The organism is Streptomyces sp. NPDC097640, assembly GCF_040302705.1.
In the GTDB taxonomy this organism is placed as follows: domain Bacteria; phylum Actinomycetota; class Actinomycetes; order Streptomycetales; family Streptomycetaceae; genus Streptomyces.
This window is the reverse complement of sequence record NZ_JBEOSB010000007.1, coordinates 81,172-97,592: the sequence shown is the minus strand read 5'-3', so window position 1 is coordinate 97,592 and position 16,421 is coordinate 81,172. Positions and strand designations below refer to the sequence as shown.

The window sequence follows — 16,421 nt, the reverse complement described above, 5'->3', positions numbered from 1 at the left end:
CGTCTGCACGGTGGGTGCGTGCGTGGTGGTGCGGGGTGTGTGGGGGCGCGGGGGTGGTGCGCCCCCACACACCTTGCGGGCCCGATTACTTCTTCAGGTCCGGGTACAGAGGGTGCTTGTCGGCGAGCGCGGTGACGCGCGCCTTCAGCCCCTCCGCGTCGTAGGACGGCTGGAGCGCCGCGGCGATGATGTCGGCGACCTCGCGGAAGTCGTCGGCGGTGAAGCCGCGGGTGGCCAGCGCCGGGGTGCCGATGCGCAGGCCGGAGGTGACCATCGGGGGGCGCGGGTCGTTCGGGATGGCGTTCCGGTTGACCGTGATGCCGATCTCGTGCAGCCGGTCCTCGGCCTGCCGGCCGTCCAGCTCCGAGTCGCGCAGGTCGACCAGGACGAGGTGGACCTCGGTGCCGCCGGACAGCACGGAGACCCCGGCCTTGGCCACGTCGGGCTGGGTGAGCCGCTCGGCCAGGAGCCGCGCGCCGTCGAGGGTGCGCTGCTGGCGCTCCTTGAACTCCTCGCCCGCCGCGATCTTGAAGGCCACGGCCTTCGCCGCGACCACATGCTCGAGCGGGCCGCCCTGCTGACCGGGGAAGACCGCGGAGTTGATCTTCTTGGCCAGCTCGGCGGTGGACAGGATCACCCCGCCGCGCGGGCCGCCGAGGGTCTTGTGGGTGGTGGTGGTCACCACATGGGCGTGCGGCACCGGGGAGGGGTGCAGCCCGGCCGCCACCAGGCCCGCGAAGTGGGCCATGTCCACCATCAGGTACGCGCCGACCTCGTCCGCGATCCGGCGGAAGGCGGCGAAGTCCAGCTGGCGCGGGTACGCGGACCAGCCCGCGATCACCAGCTTGGGGCGGTGCTCCTTGGCCAGCCGCTCGACCTCGTCCATGTCGACCAGGCCGGTCTCGGCGTCCACGTGGTAGGGCACCACGTTGTAGAGCTTGCCGGAGAAGTTGATCTTCATCCCGTGGGTGAGGTGACCACCGTGCGCCAGGTTCAGGCCCAGGATGGTGTCACCGGGGGAGAGCAGGGCGAACATCGCGGCCGCGTTGGCCTGCGCGCCGGAGTGCGGCTGCACGTTGGCGTGCTCGGCGCCGAACAGCGCCTTGACGCGGTCGATGGCGATCTGCTCGACGACGTCGACGTGCTCACAGCCGCCGTAGTAGCGGCGGCCCGGGTAGCCCTCGGCGTACTTGTTGGTCAGGACCGAGCCCTGGGCCTCCATGACCGCGACCGGAGCGAAGTTCTCCGAGGCGATCATCTCCAGGGTGGACTGCTGGCGGTGGAGTTCGGCGTCGACCGCGGCGGCTACGTCCGGGTCGAGCTCGTGCAGGGAGCTGTTGAGAAGCGACATCAGGGTCCCGATCGAAGGAGGGGGTCAGTTTTCGGTGAAGGAGGAGTAAGCGTCGGCGGAGAGCAGCTCGTCCGGCTCGTCCGTCACCTTCACCTTGAACAGCCAGCCGCCCTCGAAGGGGGCGGAATTCACCAGCGCCGGGTCATTGACCACGTCCTCGTTGACCTCGGTGACCTCGCCGGAGACCGGCGCGTAGAGATCGCTGACGGATTTCGTGGACTCCAGCTCGCCGCAGGTCTCACCCGCGGTGACCGTCGTGCCGACCTCAGGGAGCTGGACGAAGACGACGTCGCCGAGCGAGTTGGCCGCGAACTCGGTGATGCCGACCGTCGACACACCGTCCTCGTCGGCGGCCGACAGCCACTCGTGCTCCTTGCTGTAACGCAGCTGCTGGGGGTTGTTCATAGTCCGATTCTCCTGGATACGGGGGAGTGCTTGGGAAACGGGTCTTGCCTGGTGGGACAGGCGGCAAGAGCGGCGGCGGCCGCGACGGGCGCTCAGCGCCGCTTGTAGAAGGGGAGGGCCACGACCTCGTACGGCTCATGGGTGCCCCGGATGTCCACCGACACCCCCGCGGTGCCCGGCGCGGCGTGCCCGGCGTCCACGTACGCCATCGCGATCGGCTTCCCGAGGGTGGGCGAGGGCGCGCCCGAGGTGACCTCGCCGATCACCGTGCCGTCCGCGCCGACGACCGCGTACCCCGCGCGCGGGACCCGGCGGCCCGCCGCGACCAGGCCGACCAGCGCCCGCGGCGGGGCGGTCTCGGCCTGCCGCGCCGCCGTCTCCAGGGCCGCGCGCCCGGTGAAGTCACCGGGCTTGCCGAACTTCACCACCCGGCCGAGCCCCGCGTCGAACGGCGTGGTCCCGCGGGTCAGCTCATGCCCGTACAGCGGCATCCCGGCCTCCAGGCGCAGCGTGTCCCGGCAGGAAAGACCGCACGCGATCAGCCCGGCCGGGGCGCCCGCCTCGGTCAGCGCCTGCCACAGCCGCTCGGCGTCCTTCGGCGCGACGAACAGCTCGAAGCCGTCCTCGCCGGTGTAGCCGGTGCGGGCGATCAGCGCCGGGACGCCCGCGACCGTGCCCGGCAGGCCCGCGTAGTACTTGAGGCCGTCCAGATCGGCGTCGGTCAGGCCGCTCAGGATCGTGGCCGCGGCCGGCCCCTGGACGGCGATCAGCGCATAGGCGTCCCGGTCGTCCCGCACGGCCGCGTCCAGGCCCGCGGCGCGCTCGGTCAGCGCGTCCAGCACCACCTGGGCGTTCGAGGCGTTGGCGACCACCAGGAACTCCTGGTCACCGAGGCGGTAGACGATCAGGTCGTCCAGGATGCCGCCCTCGGCGTCGCAGATCATGGTGTAGCGGGCCCGGCCGACGGCGAGCGCCGACAGATGGCCCACCAGCGCCCGGTCCAGGGCGGCGGCGGCCTGTGGCCCGGTGAGTGTGATCTCGCCCATATGGGAGAGGTCGAAGAGGCCGGCGCGGGTGCGCACCGCGGTGTGCTCGTCGCGCTCGCTTCCGTAGCGCAGCGGCATCTCCCAGCCCGCGAAGTCGGTCATGGTGGCGCCGAGCGCGCGGTGCGTCGCGTCCAGCGCGGTACGGCGAGGCGCGGACGGGGGGGACGAGGCGGAGAGGGGAGACGAGGGGGACGGGGCGTCGGTCATGGGGCTGGCTCCAGGGCGGGACGGCGACGAGGACGACGAGGACGAGTCCTCCCCATCTGTCATCGGAACCTGAGAGGTTCGCCGTGACCCCTTCTCCCGGCCGGCGTCGGAGACGTCGTCGCGGAGAGCGGTCCGGCTTGCACCGTGGGTGGAGCCACGCCAGCGGCTCGCTTTTCAGATCTGCCTCGCCCGCGCGGTATCGGGGCCTGAGAGATTCAAGGGAGGACTTGCTCCTTCGGCGCCCCGGACGGCCGGCACTGCTGCCGGTGGCCGAGGACTCTCCCGCGCGGATTCAAGCGGCCTGTATGGAGTTGCGCGCAACATCATCGCACGTACGCCCGAGAAGGGAAGACCCGCTCGCCCCGCGCCGCCGCCCACCCCGGTTCACAAGGCATGAAAGTCCGTCCCACAGGAAGACCACCTTGAAGGACATTACCTTTTCTTGACACTCTTCGGTGAAGAGCCGCAGTGACCGACCTAGGAGGACGATCACGGTGCAGGGGCAGGGTACGTACGGGACGACATGTGGGCCCCTGCCGGTGACGCAGGGCGCGGCGCCAACCGGAGGCGCGACCGGAGGCGTGATCAGACCGGGGCGCCGGGCGGCGGTGCACGACCTGCGCGGTGGCGGCGGCGTTGTCGACGGCGACGGCGACGGCGACGGCGACGGGGGCGACGGCGGCGGCGCGGCCGGGCCCGGGCCCGGGCCCGGGCCCGGACCCGGCCGCGGGTCCAGACCCGGACTCGGCGCGCGCGAGCTGCGCTACCGCACCGGGGACATGGTGGTCGCCTCCGGCCTGCCCGGCAGCGGCAAGAGCACCATGATCGGCCAGGCCGTGCCCGGCCTCGACCAGTCCGGCGGCCCGGTGCTGCGGGTGGACTCACAGGACGCCCGCGAGCGCTGGGAGCGGCGGCTGCCCCGCTGGCTGCCGTACGCCCTCTACCGCCCGCTGGTGCGCTACGCCCACTACGCCGGGCTGCGCCGGGCGCTGCGCTCGGGCGCCAGCGTCGTGGTGCACGACTGCGGCACCCTCTCCTGGGTGCGCCGCTGGCTGGCCCGCGACGCCCGGCGCACCGGCCGCCGGCTGCACATGGTGCTGCTGGACGTGGAGGCCGCGGTGGCCCTGGAGGGGCAGGCCGCGCGCGGCCGTGCGGTCTCTCGCTACGCCTTCGGACGGCACCGCCGCGCGGTGGGGCGGCTGGTCGTCGCCGCCGAGGGCGGGCGGCCGCCCGAAGGCTGCGCGTCGGTGGCGCTGCTGGACCGCACGGCCGCGAGCGCACTGCGCCGGATCGGCTTCGAGTGACGCGCGGCAGGGCGAGGGGAGGCGGCCGTCCTCAACCCTGGTCGGGGGCCGCGTCCACCGGGCGCGGCAGCGGCATGGGGGCGACGGCGTCGTCGGTCGCCTCGGCGGCGGAGAGCGGGGAGGCGGCGGTGGTGAAGGGCTTCGGCGCGGCGGGCTTCGCCGCGGGCTTCTGACCGGGCCTCATGGCGCCGGGCTGGTCGGCGTTCTGGTTCGGGGCGCTGGGCTTCGCGCTCGGCTTCTGGGCACCGGGCTTCTGGGCACCCTGCTGGTCCTGGGCGCCCGGCTTCTCGGCGGCGCCCGGCTTCTCGGTGCCGGGCTTCTCCGCGGCGCCGGGCTTCTCGGTACCGGGCTTCTCGGTGCCGGGCTTCTCCGGGTTCGGCTTCGGGGCGGGCGTCCGGGCGGCGAGGGCGGACGCCTCCACGGCGACGGTCGACGCCTCGTCCGGGAGCGGCAGCATCGGGGGCGTCATCGGCAGGTCCATCCCGGGGAGCGGGCCGATGAGGGCGTTGAGCAGCTCCAGGATGGCGTCGCCGATACGGGGGAGCGCCGCGGCGGCCGCGTCCGCGTCGCCCGCGGCGACGGCGTCCAGCAGGTCGTCGATCGCCCGCTGGAGCTCGTCCAGAGGGTCCGTCGAGACGTCCGTCGGCATGGTCTGGGCGTACGGCGGGGTCGCGGTCTCACCCTGCCCGGCGGCCTGGGGCGGCTTCATGCCCTGGTTGTTCTGGTTGCCCTGGTCGGCGGCCTGCGGCGGCACGGTGATCTGGCCCTGGCCCTGGCCCGCGTTCTGCCCCTGGCCCTGCTCCTGCCCCTGGCCCTGCTCCTGCCCCTGGCCCTGCTCCTGCCCCTGGCCCTGCTCCTGTCCCTGCTCCTGCCCGGGCGGCGTGTCGTCGCGGCGCTCCCGGCCCTGCGTGGTGGCGTTCGGGCCCTGGGCCGCCTCGGCGGACTCGCGGGCGGTCTTCACCGCGCTGTCGATCGCCGTCGCGTGCTTGACCAGCTCGGCCTCGGAGAGCATCCCGCCGGGGGCCTCCTCCACCGCCATGGCCAGGTCGGCGACCCGGTCGAGAAGGACGCGCAGATCGCGCATCGCCTGGGTCTGGGCCGCGGTCAGCGGCTCCTTGGCGAGCGCCGTGGGGGCGGGGGCCTTGGCGCCGGCCGTGCCCCCGTTTCCGCCGACCGTGGCGGCGGACAGGCCGGCGGTGCCGAACAGCAGGGAGCCGGCCATGACAGAGGTGACGAGGACTTCGGCCTTGCGAGACGCGCGGATCATGAGACCTTCCTTCGCTGTGGTGATGTATGGGCGTACTCGGCACCACGGTGCGAGGGGTGCAAACCGAGCGCAACTTGACGATTACGTTCGGAAATGGTCAAAAGACCGTCAAAAGCTGTCCGGGATCGGCTGTTGCCTCCCCTTCGACCTGGGGATTTGCTGTGGAGATCACCGGCCGCCGATGCCGCAAGTCCATGCAGCCGTTAGGGTTCCTGTGCAGGTCGGACGAGATGGCGGTTGAGGCGGAAATGAGCATCCCGGAGCAGCACGGTCCAGCACCGGCTCACGGAGGGTTCCCTGACGGTGCGTTCCCTGCGTTTTCCGAGGCTCCCGGGTTCCCGGGCAACGAGCTCGAGGAAGTGCTCGCGGCCTCGGTCGACGTCCCCGGCGCCGGCGCCCGGATCGTCGAGACCCTGGCCCGCAGCCACGTCTGGGTCCCGCTGCCCAACGGCGGCGGCCCGGACAACAGCGACCTGGACCTGCCCACCATGGAGATCGAAGGCGCCGCGTATGTGCCGGTGTTCAGCTCCGAGCAGCAGTTCCTTCAGGTCGTCGGCGCCCATATGACGTTCACCGTCGCCCCGGCCGTCGAGTTCGCCCGCGGCCTGCCGCCCCAGCTCGGCATCGCCGTGAACCCCGGCGGCGCCGTCGGCGTCCCGCTTCCGCCGCCCGCCGTGGCCGAGCTGTGCCGCACCGGGCGCTCCGAGCTGGACGGCCCGGTCACCGGCGGCCGGGTGCGGCTCTTCGAGCCGGACTGGCAGGAGGAGCCGGTCGACTTCCTGGCCGCCGCCGGGCTCGAGTTCGGCAAGGTGGCCGGGTTGCGGTCTGCCCGGCGCGCCCTGGCCAGCGTCGAGGGGGAGCCGCCCGCGCTGTTCGTCGGCGTCGAGCTGGACCTCCCCGGCCCGGAGGGCCAGGCCGGCGCGGTGGACGCGCTCGGACGGGCGCTCGGCGTGGTGCCGCTGCCGTGGACGGTTCAGCTGGTTCTGCTGGACATCGCGCAGGATCCGGTGGCGGACTGGATGCGCGAGCGGGTGCGACCGTTCTACGACCGTGACCGCTGAGTCGCCCAGGAGACCACTGTAGGGGCCCGTAAGCTGGTTGGATGACCGGTGGCGGGGCGCGTCCGTGCGCCCTTGGTAGCGGTGTGGACAGGCCGAGAGAGGGGCGGACCCAGGTGAGCGCGGGAGGCGGCCACATCGAGCGGATGCTTCAGCAGGTCGCTCCGGGACGGTATGACGCCTATGAGTCGCTGCTGTACGCCCTCGCCGAAGGCCAGGTGTGGATGCTGCTGTGGCAGGGCGCGCCCGGCTCGCCCGACGCGCAGTACGGCAACATGGACGTGGGCGGGCTCGGCTACGCCCCCTGTGTGACCTCCGCTCAGGAGCTCGCCGCCAGCGGCTGGAGCCGCGCCCATGAGGTGGTGAGCGGGCGCCAGATCGCGGCCTCCCTCTTCCCCGACCGGTACGGCCTGTGGCTCAATCCGCACGCCCCCGGCGGCGGTGTCGGCATCCCCTGGCTCGATCTGCGCAGGATCGCCGGCGGCCTGGACCGGCTGCCCGCGGGGCCGCTGCGGCTCAGCGAGCCCTCCCTCGAACTCTCGCAGTTCTACGCCCTGTTGGGGCAGAACGCGCATCGCACGCCCGCGGTGCGGTCGCTGCGCCGCGCCTGGGTGCAGCCCGCGCTCGGCGCGCCGTATCTGGCCATCGGGCTGGATCTGTACGACGGCGGCGCCGCGGCCGTGGAGTCGGCCCGGGTGATGATGCGCCAGTCGGTGGGCGCGGTGCCCGAGGGGCTGCCGGTCTCCACCGTCGCGATGTCCGACGAGTACGACCCGGTGGCGATGTGGATGCGGGCCAGCGCGCGTCCGTTCTTCGACCGGGACGCGTTCGGGGCGGCCCAGCCCGCTCCGGCCCATGGCTACGGGTACCCGCCGCCGCACGGCGGCCAGCGGTCGGGGCCCGCGCCGAGCGCCTGGTAACCGCCTTGTTCGGCGCGCCCCGGTGCTCCCGCGCGCGTTCACGCGCGGCGCTCCGCGCCCGTTCACGCCCTAACACTCCCGTTTGACAGTCCTGTTAACGGGACATTCCGTACCGCTCAGCGGAGTTGTGTTCCGGATAACGGAACACCCCTCACCACATCACGGTTAGGCATCCATTGCCGTGATGGGCTGGCGGGTGATCACAAGCGCGATGAAGACTCCCGCAACAGGAGGTGTCCGTACCTGTGGGTAGCGTGTGCCCCTCCTTCATAAAACTTCCGCACCACGAGCACAACCTTCACCTGCGTTTGTGAACCACGCCGCTACAGCGGCAGGTCGTGGGCCGGTCACCACCGGTCGAGAGGGGTCCCCACCACCATGACGGCACCATTGCACAGCACAGGCACGGATGCGGAGCCGGACGCATCCGTCGATGTCGCAGCGGATGTAGTCAAGGCCTCGGTCGAAGGGCGGTCGCTGCGTCAGATCGCCTGGACGCGCCTCAAGCGGGACAAGCTCGCGCTGGCCGGTGGGGCCGTGGTCGTCTTCCTGGTGCTGGTGGCCGTCTTCGCGCCGCTGATCGTGAGCCTGCTGGGGCACCCGCCCAACGAGTTCCACCAGGAGGAGATCGACCCGCTGTTCGGCACCCCGAAGGGTTCGATGGGCGGCATCAGCTCCGACTTCCTCTTCGGCGTCGAACCGTCGAACGGCCGCGATGTGTTCAGCCGGATCGTCTACGGCGCGCGGATCTCGCTGCTGGTGGCCTTCCTCGCGGCGGTCGTCGCCGTGGTCCTGGGGACCGTCTTCGGCATCATCGCGGGGTATTTCGGCGGCTGGATTGACACCGTTATCAGCCGCGTGATGGACATGCTGCTGGCCTTCCCGCAGCTGCTGTTCATCATCTCCCTGGTCTCCGTGCTCCCGAACGAACTGCTGGGGCTGACCGGCAGCGGGGTGCGTATCGCCATCCTGGTCTCGGTGATCGGCTTCTTCGGCTGGCCGTACGTCGGCCGCATCGTGCGCGGCCAGACGCTGTCGCTGCGCGAGAAGGAGTACGTCGAGGCGGCGCGCAGCCTGGGCGCGGGCCGGCGCTACATCCTCTTCCGGGAGCTGCTGCCCAACCTGGTCGCGCCCATCACCGTCTACGCCACGCTGATGATCCCCACCAACATCCTCACCGAGGCGGCGCTCAGCTTCCTGGGCGCGGGCGTGAGGCCGCCCACCGCCTCCTGGGGTCAGATGCTCTCCAAGGCCGTCGGCACCTATCAGGACGACCCCATGTTCATGATCATCCCGGGTCTGGCGATCTTCATCACCGTGCTGGCGTTCAACCTCTTCGGTGACGGCGTCCGCGACGCCCTCGACCCGAAGGGAACGCGTTGACGGCGACCCGCGCGGCCGCGGCCCAGCCGCACCGATACGAATCTGCCCCTGCCGCACCTGTCAGGCGGCGGTCACCCGAAGGTTCCCCGGCGCCATGCCAAGGACCCATATCCCGGAGGTTGCAAGAAACAATGAAACCCCTACGTTCGTCGAGAAGTAGGCGGATCGCCGGTGCGGCGCTCACCGTCGGTGCCCTGATGGCCACCGCGGCGTGCGGCGGCGGCTCCAAAGACGACAAGGGCGAGGGCGCCGGTTTCAACGCCGCGGTGACGGGCATCGCCAGCAAGTCGACGAAGACGGGCGGCACGCTCAAGTTCGTCAACAAGCAGGACTTCGACTCGCTCGACCCGCAGCGCCAGTACTACGGCTTCGCCTGGGACTTCTCGCGGTTCTACACGCGACAACTGATCACCTACGCGCCCAAGCCGGGCAAGGAGAGCAACACCCTCGTCCCCGATCTGGCCACCTCCAACGCCAAGATCACGGACGACGGCAAGACCTACACCTACACCCTGCGTGACGGGATCACCTGGGAGGACGGCTCGCCGATCACCGCCCAGGACGTCAAGTACGGCATCGAGCGCATCTGGGCCAAGGACGTCATCTCCGGCGGCCCGGCCTATCTGCGCCAGGTCCTCGACCCCGACGGCAAGTACAAGGGCCCGTACAAGGACACCTCCAAGGACAAGCTGGGCCTGAAGGCGATCGAGACGCCGGACGCGAAGACCATCATCTTCCGTCTGCCCAAGCCCAACGGTGACTTCGAGCAGATGCTGGCCATGCCCACCGGCTCCCCGGTGAAGGCCGACAAGGACACCGGCGCCAAGTACACCAACCAGCCCTTCTCCTCCGGCCCGTACAAGGTCGAGTCGTACAAGCCGGGCAAGGGCGCGGTGCTGGTCCGCAACGACAAGTGGAAGAAGGAGTCCGACCCGATCCGCCCGGCCCTGCCGGACAAGGTCACGGTGGACTTCAACTCCAACCTGGACGCCATCGACCAGCGGCTGATCAAGGGCGACTACGACGTCTTCCTCAGCGCCACCGGCATGAGCCAGGCCGGCCGCAGCGAAGCGATCAAGCAGCACAAGGGCAACGTCGACAACATCCCGACGAGCTTCGTCCGCTACGTCGACTTCGCCACCAAGGTCGCGCCGTTCGACAACGTCCACTGCCGCAAGGCGGTCTTCTACGCCACCGACTTCGAGGCGCTCCAGACCACCCGCGGTGGCCCGCAGGCCGCCGGTGACATCGCCACCACCATGCTCCCCAAGAGCATCGCGGGCGCGGACGACTACGACCCGTACGGCGTCCTCGAGCGCAAGGGCGCGCCGGACGCGGCCAAGGCCAAGGACGAGCTGAAGCAGTGCGGCAAGCCGGGCGGCTTCAAGACCAACATCGTCGCCCGTACCGACCAGCCGAACGAGGTCGAGGCCGCCGAGACGCTTCAGGAGTCGCTGGCCAAGGTCGGCATCGACATCGAGGTCAACAACATCGACGGCGCCTCCTCGGCGAGCATCACCGGCTCCCCCGAGGTGATGAAGAAGCGCGGCTACGGTCTGTCCATGACGGGCTGGGGCCCCGACTTCCCGACCGGCCAGGGCTTCGAGCAGCCGCTGATCGACGGTCGCTTCATCCAGCAGACCGGTAACTACAACGTCTCCGAGACCAACGACCCGAAGATCAACGGGTACTTCGACGAGGCGCTGAAGGAGACCGACCCGGCCGCGGCGGGCGAGATCTACAAGAAGATCAACCACGCCATCGCCGACAAGGCCGTGCAGATGCCCTTCCTCTACGAGAAGAACATCACCTGGCGCAGCTCGCGGCTGACGAACGCCTTCTCGTCGGGGGCCTACAACGGCCGTTACGACTACTCCCAGCTCGGCGTCGTCAAGTGATGGTTCGCCAAGCGACCGTCACACCCCACCATCGCCGATCTCGATAGGCCCGAAGGGCAGGTGATGGCCGCGGGCGGTGGTCCGGGCGCTCCCCGATCGGGGGCCCCGGACCGCCGCCGGGCCGCGCACAGTGCTTGCTTATGTCATCCGGCGCTTGTTCGCCGTCATCATGATGCTGTTGGTCGTCACGCTCACGACCTTCGCCATCTTCTTCATGATCCCGAAGTGGGCCGGTTCCGATCCCGCGCTCCTCTTCGTCGGCAAACAGTCCGACCCGGAGGCCATCGAGGGCATCAGACAGAAGCTGAGCCTCGACGATCCGCTGCTGGTGCAGTTCTGGCACTTCGTCGAGGGTCTGTTCGCCGGCCGTGACTACGCCAACGGCAACGACGTCACCCACTGCCCCGCGCCCTGCTTCGGCTACTCCTTCCGCACCGAGCAGGCCGTGTGGCCGCAGCTGACCGACGCCATGCCGGTCACCCTCTCGCTCGCCGCGGGCGCCTGTGTGCTGTGGCTGGTCGGCGGTGTCGCCGCCGGTGTCGTCTCCGCGCTGCGCCGGGGCACCCTGTGGGACCGCGCCGCGATGGGCGTCGCCCTCGCCGGTGTCTCGCTGCCCATCTACTTCACCGGTCTGCTCTCCCTGGCCATCTTCAGCTACCAACTGAACTGGATCGACGCGGACTACACGAGCATCAGCGACGACCCGGCCATGTGGTTCCAGAGCCTGATCCTCCCCTGGATCACCCTGGCCTTCCTCTACGCCGCGACCTACGCCCGGCTCACCCGCGCCACCATGCTGGAGATCATGGGCGAGGACTACATCCGCACGGCCCGCGCCAAGGGCCTGCGGGAGCGCGTCGTGATCGGACGGCACGCCATGCGCTCCACCTGGACCCCGATCCTCACCCTGCTCGGCCTGGACCTCGGCGCCCTGCTGGGCGGCGCGGTGCTGACCGAGACCACGTACAACCTGCCGGGCCTCGGCCGGCTCGCGGTGACCGCGATCAGCAACAAGGACCTTCCGGTCATCCTCGGCGTCACCTTGATGGCGGCCCTGTTCATCGTGGTGGCCAACCTCATCGTGGACCTCCTGTACGCCGTCGTCGACCCGCGAGTGAGGCTCGGATGACCGAGATCGAGAAGTCCGAGACGCCCGGCGGCGAGCTGCCGGCCACCGGCACCGCGCTCGGGGAGGTGGCCGCGGCCGGTTCCCCCGCCCCCACCGCCTTCCTCGAGGTGCGTGACCTCCAGGTGCACTTCCCGACGGACGACGGCCTGGTCAAGTCCGTGGACGGGCTCAGCTTCCGGCTGGAGAAGGGCAAGACGCTCGGCATCGTCGGCGAGTCCGGCTCCGGCAAGTCCGTCACCTCGCTGGGCATCATGGGCCTGCACACCGCCGGGCAGTACGGCCGGCGCAAGGCGCGGATCTCCGGCGAGATCTGGCTGAACGGGCGGGAGCTGCTGGGCGCCGACCCGGACGAGGTGCGCAAGCTCCGCGGCCGCGACATGGCGATGATCTTCCAGGATCCGCTGTCCGCGCTGCACCCCTACTACACCATCGGCCGTCAGATCGCCGAGGCGTACCGCGTCCACAACGAGGTCTCCAAGGACGCGGCCCGCAAGCGCGCCATCGAGCTCCTGGACCGCGTCGGCATCCCCCAGCCGGACAAGCGGGTGGACAGCTACCCGCACGAGTTCTCCGGCGGTATGCGGCAGCGCGCGATGATCGCGATGTCGCTGGTCAACAACCCCGAGCTGCTGATCGCCGACGAGCCGACCACCGCCCTGGACGTCACCGTGCAGGCGCAGATCCTCGACCTCATCCGGGATCTCCAGAAGGAGTTCGGCTCCGCCGTCATCATCATCACCCACGACCTGGGCGTCGTCGCCGAGCTCGCCGACGACCTGCTGGTGATGTACGGCGGCCGCTGCATCGAGCGCGGCCCGGCCGAGAAGGTCTTCTACGAGCCCCAGCACCCCTACACCTGGGGCCTGCTCGGCTCGATGCCGCGCATCGACCGCGACCAGACCGAGCGCCTCATCCCGGTCAAGGGCTCCCCGCCCAGCCTGATCAATGTGCCGTCCGGCTGCGCCTTCCACCCGCGCTGCCCGTACGCCGATGTGCCCAAGGACAACATCACGCGCACGGAGCGGCCGGAGCTGCGTGAGGCCGGGGGCGGCGACCACTTCTCCGCGTGCCATATGACGCAGGAGGAGCGCACGCGGATCTGGACCGAAGAGATTGCGCCGAAGCTGTGACGGACACGAAGGATCCGAAGATGACGGTCCCGGAGCAGGCGACCACCACCCCCGAACCCCTGCTCAAGGTGTCCGGCCTGGTCAAGCACTTCCCCATCAAGAAGGGGCTGTTGCAGCGACAGGCGGGCGCGGTGCAGGCGGTGGACGGCCTGGACTTCGACGTACGGCCCGGGGAGACCCTGGGCGTGGTGGGCGAGTCGGGCTGCGGCAAGTCCACCATGGGACGGCTGATCACCCGGCTGCTCGAGCCCACCTCCGGGAAGATCGAGTTCGAGGGCAAGGACATCACACACCTCGGCACCGCCGCGATGCGGCCGATGCGCCGCGATGTGCAGATGATCTTCCAGGACCCGTACTCCTCGCTGAACCCCCGGCACACGATCGGCACCATCGTCAGCGCGCCGTTCCGGCTCCAGGGGGTCAAGCCGGAGGGCGGCGTCAAGGCGGAGGTGCAGCGGCTGCTGTCGGTGGTCGGCCTCAACCCCGAGCACTACAACCGCTACCCGCACGAGTTCTCCGGCGGCCAGCGCCAGCGCATCGGCATCGCCCGGGCGCTCGCGCTCAAGCCCAAGCTGGTCGTCGCGGACGAGCCGGTCTCGGCGCTGGACGTCTCGATCCAGGCCCAGGTGGTCAACCTGCTGGACGACCTCCAGGAGGAGCTCGGCCTCACGTATGTGATCATCGCGCACGACCTGTCCGTCATCCGGCATGTCTCGGACCGGATCGCGGTGATGTACCTCGGCAAGATCGTCGAGCTGGCGGACCGCAAGGACCTGTACGAGCGCCCCATGCACCCGTACACCAAGGCGCTGCTCTCGGCCGTGCCGGTGCCGGACCCCAGGCGGCGCGCCAAGCGCGAGCGGATCCTGCTCAAGGGCGATGTGCCCTCGCCGATCTCGCCGCCGTCCGGCTGCCGCTTCCACACCCGGTGCTGGAAGGCGACCGAGGTGTGCAAGCAGCAGGAGCCGCCGCTGATCGCGCTGGCGACCGGCCACCAGGTGGCCTGCCACCACCCGGAATCCGTATCCGAGCCCGAGGCGGCCGCGAAGACGGAGAAGAAGCCGGAGTAATCGGGGCCGCCGGGGCCACCAGTGTGCCCGGGGCGGCCCGAGAAGAGGGGATGCCCGACAGATGAGTAAAAATGTCGGGTGTTCATCGATCTGTTCAGCCCGTCCGTCCAGCACTCGCTCGACCTCGCCGGAATCTTCGTCTTCGCGATATCCGGCGCCCTGCTCGCCGTGCGCAAGAACTTCGACGTCGTCGGCATGGCGGTGCTCGCCGAGGTCACCGCGCTGGGCGGCGGGGTGTTCCGGGACCTGGTCATCGGCGCCGTGCCGCCGGCCGCCTTCACCGACCTCGGCTACTTCCTCACCCCGCTCGTCGCCACCGTCATCGTGATCTTTCTGCACCCCGAGGTGGAGCGGATCACGGTGGCGGTGGGCGTCTTCGACGCGGCCGGGCTCGGGCTGTTCTGCGTCACCGGCACGATGAAAGCGTACGACCACGGGCTCGGCCTCACCTTCTGCGCCGTCCTCGGCATGACCACGGCGATCGGCGGCGGCGTGCTGCGCGACCTCCTCGCCCACGAGGTGCCCTCGGTGCTGCGCTGGGACCGCGATCTGTACGCGGTCCCGGCCATCGTGGGCGCGACGATCGCGGCGCTGCTCATCCACTTCGACGCGCTCACGGGCGCCACCAGCGCCCTCGCGGCCGCCATGGCGTTCGCGGTCCGGCTGCTGGCGATGCGGTTCGGATGGCGCGCACCGCGCGCGTGGAACCGGCGCAGCACGGCGGTCGAGGAGGTCTGAGCGGGGCGTCTTCCTGCCTCTGAGCGCCCTCGTGGTTGGATGGCGAGGGGCGGGTCTGATGGGAGAAGGACCGTGAAGGACACGCTGAGCTCGACCGAGGGCGGCCGTTCCGCCCTGCGCCTGGAGCGGCGGATCGCCCATCCGCCGGAGGAGGTCTGGCGGGCCCTGACCGACCCCGCCCTGATGGCCCACTGGTTCCCCGCCGAGGTCAGGCTGGATCCACAGGTCGGCGGGCGGGTGGACTTCGTCTTCCCCGGGCATGACGTACCGGACACCCACGGCGCCGTCACGGAGCTCGACCCGCCGCGCGTCTTCGCCTTCACCTGGGGCGAGGACCTGCTCCGCTGGGAGCTGCGGCCCGAGGGCGACGGCTGTGCGCTGACCCTCACCCACACCTTCCGTGACCGCTTCGGCGCGGCCAGCTTCGCCTCCGGCTGGCACACCTGCGTCTCGGCGCTTGCCACCCTGCTGGAGGGAGCGGAGGCCGGAGCGGAGGCCGGAGCGGAGGCGGGGATCGCCGGGGACACGGCCGAGCTGCACGAGCGCTACGTCGAGGCGTTCGGGCTGGCCGAGGGGGTCGTGGAGATCACCGAGGACGGCTGGCGGCTGCGGTTCGAGCGGCAGCTGGTCCGCCCGGCCGAGACGGTGTGGCAGGCGCTGACCGGCCCGTCCGGCGCCGAGGAGCCCGTGGAGGGCGGCCCGGTGCCGATCGGCTTCCGGACGGACGCGGTCCCGCCCGGCCCGGTCGTGGACGTGGCCGCGCCCCGCGAGCTGACCTACGACTGGCTGCGCGGCGGCCGTCCGGCCGGCCGGGTCCGCTGGCGGCTGACCGACGGCACCGGCCACGGCGCCCGCCTGATCCTCACCCAGACCGGCCCGGCCGAGGCCACCGAGGAGCGGGACGCGGCGTCGGCGGAGTGGCGGAAGCACATCACGCTGCTGGCGACGAAGCTGCTGCACATGCCGGGCTGAGCCGGGGAGGGCCAGGGCCCCCGCTCAGCTCTTGTGGTTGGTGGCGACGGCCGTGGTGGCGGGGACGGGCAGCAGGCCGCGCTCGGCGAAGACCTTCTTGGCGACCAAGGTGGCGTTGAGCGCCTTGGGTATGCCGCAGTAGACCGCCGAGTGCAGCAGCGCCTCGGTGATCTCGGTCGGGGTGAGCCCCACGTTCAGGGAGGCGTTGATGTGCACCTCCAGCTGCGGCTCGCAGCCGCCGAGGCCGGTGAGGATGCCGAGGGTGACCAGCTGCCGGTCCCGCGGGGCCAGCTCCGGGCGGGCGTACATGTCGCCGAAGGCCCAGGCCGCGACCTGGTGGCCCAGCTCGGGGGAGATGTCGGCCAGCGACTCCACCACCCGCTGCCCCACCTCGCCGTCGATCCGGCTCAGCACCTCCATGCCGTACTCGTACCGCTCCTGCTTGATCTTGTCGTTCGCGTTGCTCGCGTTGCTCATGTCGAAGACCGTAGGAGTTGGAGCGCACTCCAAGGCAAGCGGTCCGGGTGTGGCGTGCGCTCCCTG

Annotated in this window: 15 protein-coding genes and 1 riboswitch; of the genes, 10 read left to right on the top strand and 5 right to left on the bottom strand. The window is 70.8% G+C overall.

Going from position 1 to position 16,421, the window contains the following annotated elements:
- Positions 1 to 85 precede the first annotated feature (85 nt).
- From glyA to gcvT, 3 genes are all read right to left on the bottom strand, one after another.
- A complete protein-coding gene (glyA, locus tag ABTY62_RS12760) occupies positions 86 to 1,351 on the bottom strand; it encodes a serine hydroxymethyltransferase (RefSeq protein WP_352129436.1) in 1,266 nt (421 codons plus the stop codon).
- A gap of 24 nt (positions 1,352 to 1,375) precedes the next feature.
- Positions 1,376 to 1,756: a glycine cleavage system protein GcvH gene (gcvH, locus tag ABTY62_RS12755; protein WP_352129435.1), complete on the bottom strand. Its 381-nt coding sequence runs from the start codon at positions 1,754 to 1,756 to the stop codon at positions 1,376 to 1,378.
- Positions 1,757 to 1,848: 92 nt separating this feature from the next.
- A complete protein-coding gene (gcvT, locus tag ABTY62_RS12750) occupies positions 1,849 to 3,009 on the bottom strand; it encodes a glycine cleavage system aminomethyltransferase GcvT (protein ID WP_352129434.1) in 1,161 nt (386 codons plus the stop codon).
- Between the two features lie 184 nt (positions 3,010 to 3,193).
- Positions 3,194 to 3,304, bottom strand: a riboswitch (glycine riboswitch).
- A 286-nt stretch (positions 3,305 to 3,590) separates the two neighbouring features.
- On the opposite strand from gcvT, the gene ABTY62_RS12745 reads away from it, so the two are divergent.
- Positions 3,591 to 4,313, top strand: coding sequence for an AAA family ATPase (locus tag ABTY62_RS12745; RefSeq protein WP_352129433.1), 723 nt, complete (start codon positions 3,591 to 3,593; stop codon positions 4,311 to 4,313).
- Between the two features lie 31 nt (positions 4,314 to 4,344).
- On the opposite strand, the gene ABTY62_RS12740 is transcribed toward ABTY62_RS12745, so the two are convergent.
- Positions 4,345 to 5,580, bottom strand: coding sequence for a hypothetical protein (locus ABTY62_RS12740; RefSeq protein WP_352129432.1), 1,236 nt, complete (start codon positions 5,578 to 5,580; stop codon positions 4,345 to 4,347).
- A gap of 248 nt (positions 5,581 to 5,828) precedes the next feature.
- Between ABTY62_RS12740 and ABTY62_RS12735 the strand changes: the two genes are divergently transcribed.
- The 9 genes from ABTY62_RS12735 to ABTY62_RS12695 all read left to right on the top strand — a co-directional run bounded on the left by ABTY62_RS12735 (position 5,829) and on the right by ABTY62_RS12695 (position 15,878).
- Positions 5,829 to 6,641, top strand: a complete 813-nt coding sequence (locus ABTY62_RS12735) for an enhanced serine sensitivity protein SseB (protein WP_352129431.1) — start codon at positions 5,829 to 5,831, stop codon at positions 6,639 to 6,641.
- Positions 6,642 to 6,784: 143 nt separating this feature from the next.
- Positions 6,785 to 7,558 (top strand): enhanced serine sensitivity protein SseB C-terminal domain-containing protein, encoded by a 774-nt coding sequence (locus tag ABTY62_RS12730; RefSeq protein WP_352129628.1) that lies wholly within the window; start codon positions 6,785 to 6,787, stop codon positions 7,556 to 7,558.
- Between the two features lie 378 nt (positions 7,559 to 7,936).
- Positions 7,937 to 8,941, top strand: coding sequence for an ABC transporter permease (locus ABTY62_RS12725; protein ID WP_352129430.1), 1,005 nt, complete (start codon positions 7,937 to 7,939; stop codon positions 8,939 to 8,941).
- A gap of 131 nt (positions 8,942 to 9,072) precedes the next feature.
- On the top strand, positions 9,073 to 10,839 hold the full coding sequence (locus ABTY62_RS12720; protein WP_352129429.1) for an ABC transporter substrate-binding protein: 1,767 nt from the start codon (positions 9,073 to 9,075) through the stop codon (positions 10,837 to 10,839).
- Between the two features lie 154 nt (positions 10,840 to 10,993).
- On the top strand, positions 10,994 to 11,968 hold the full coding sequence (locus tag ABTY62_RS12715) for an ABC transporter permease (protein ID WP_311730332.1): 975 nt from the start codon (positions 10,994 to 10,996) through the stop codon (positions 11,966 to 11,968).
- A complete protein-coding gene (locus tag ABTY62_RS12710; RefSeq protein WP_352129428.1) occupies positions 11,965 to 13,098 on the top strand; it encodes an ABC transporter ATP-binding protein in 1,134 nt (377 codons plus the stop codon). Before ABTY62_RS12715 ends, ABTY62_RS12710 begins: the two co-directional genes overlap by 4 nt.
- 20 nt (positions 13,099 to 13,118) lie before the next feature.
- Positions 13,119 to 14,168 (top strand): ABC transporter ATP-binding protein, encoded by a 1,050-nt coding sequence (locus ABTY62_RS12705; protein WP_352129427.1) that lies wholly within the window; start codon positions 13,119 to 13,121, stop codon positions 14,166 to 14,168.
- Positions 14,169 to 14,246: 78 nt separating this feature from the next.
- Positions 14,247 to 14,906, top strand: a complete 660-nt coding sequence (locus ABTY62_RS12700) for a trimeric intracellular cation channel family protein (protein WP_352129426.1) — start codon at positions 14,247 to 14,249, stop codon at positions 14,904 to 14,906.
- A gap of 72 nt (positions 14,907 to 14,978) precedes the next feature.
- Positions 14,979 to 15,878 carry an SRPBCC family protein gene (locus ABTY62_RS12695; protein ID WP_352129425.1) on the top strand — a complete coding sequence of 300 codons (900 nt, stop codon included), beginning with the start codon at positions 14,979 to 14,981 and terminating at the stop codon, positions 15,876 to 15,878.
- Between the two features lie 24 nt (positions 15,879 to 15,902).
- On the opposite strand, the gene ABTY62_RS12690 is transcribed toward ABTY62_RS12695, so the two are convergent.
- Entirely contained in the window at positions 15,903 to 16,355 is a 453-nt protein-coding gene (locus tag ABTY62_RS12690; RefSeq protein ID WP_352129424.1) for a carboxymuconolactone decarboxylase family protein, read from the bottom strand.
- Positions 16,356 to 16,421: the final 66 nt, after the last annotated feature.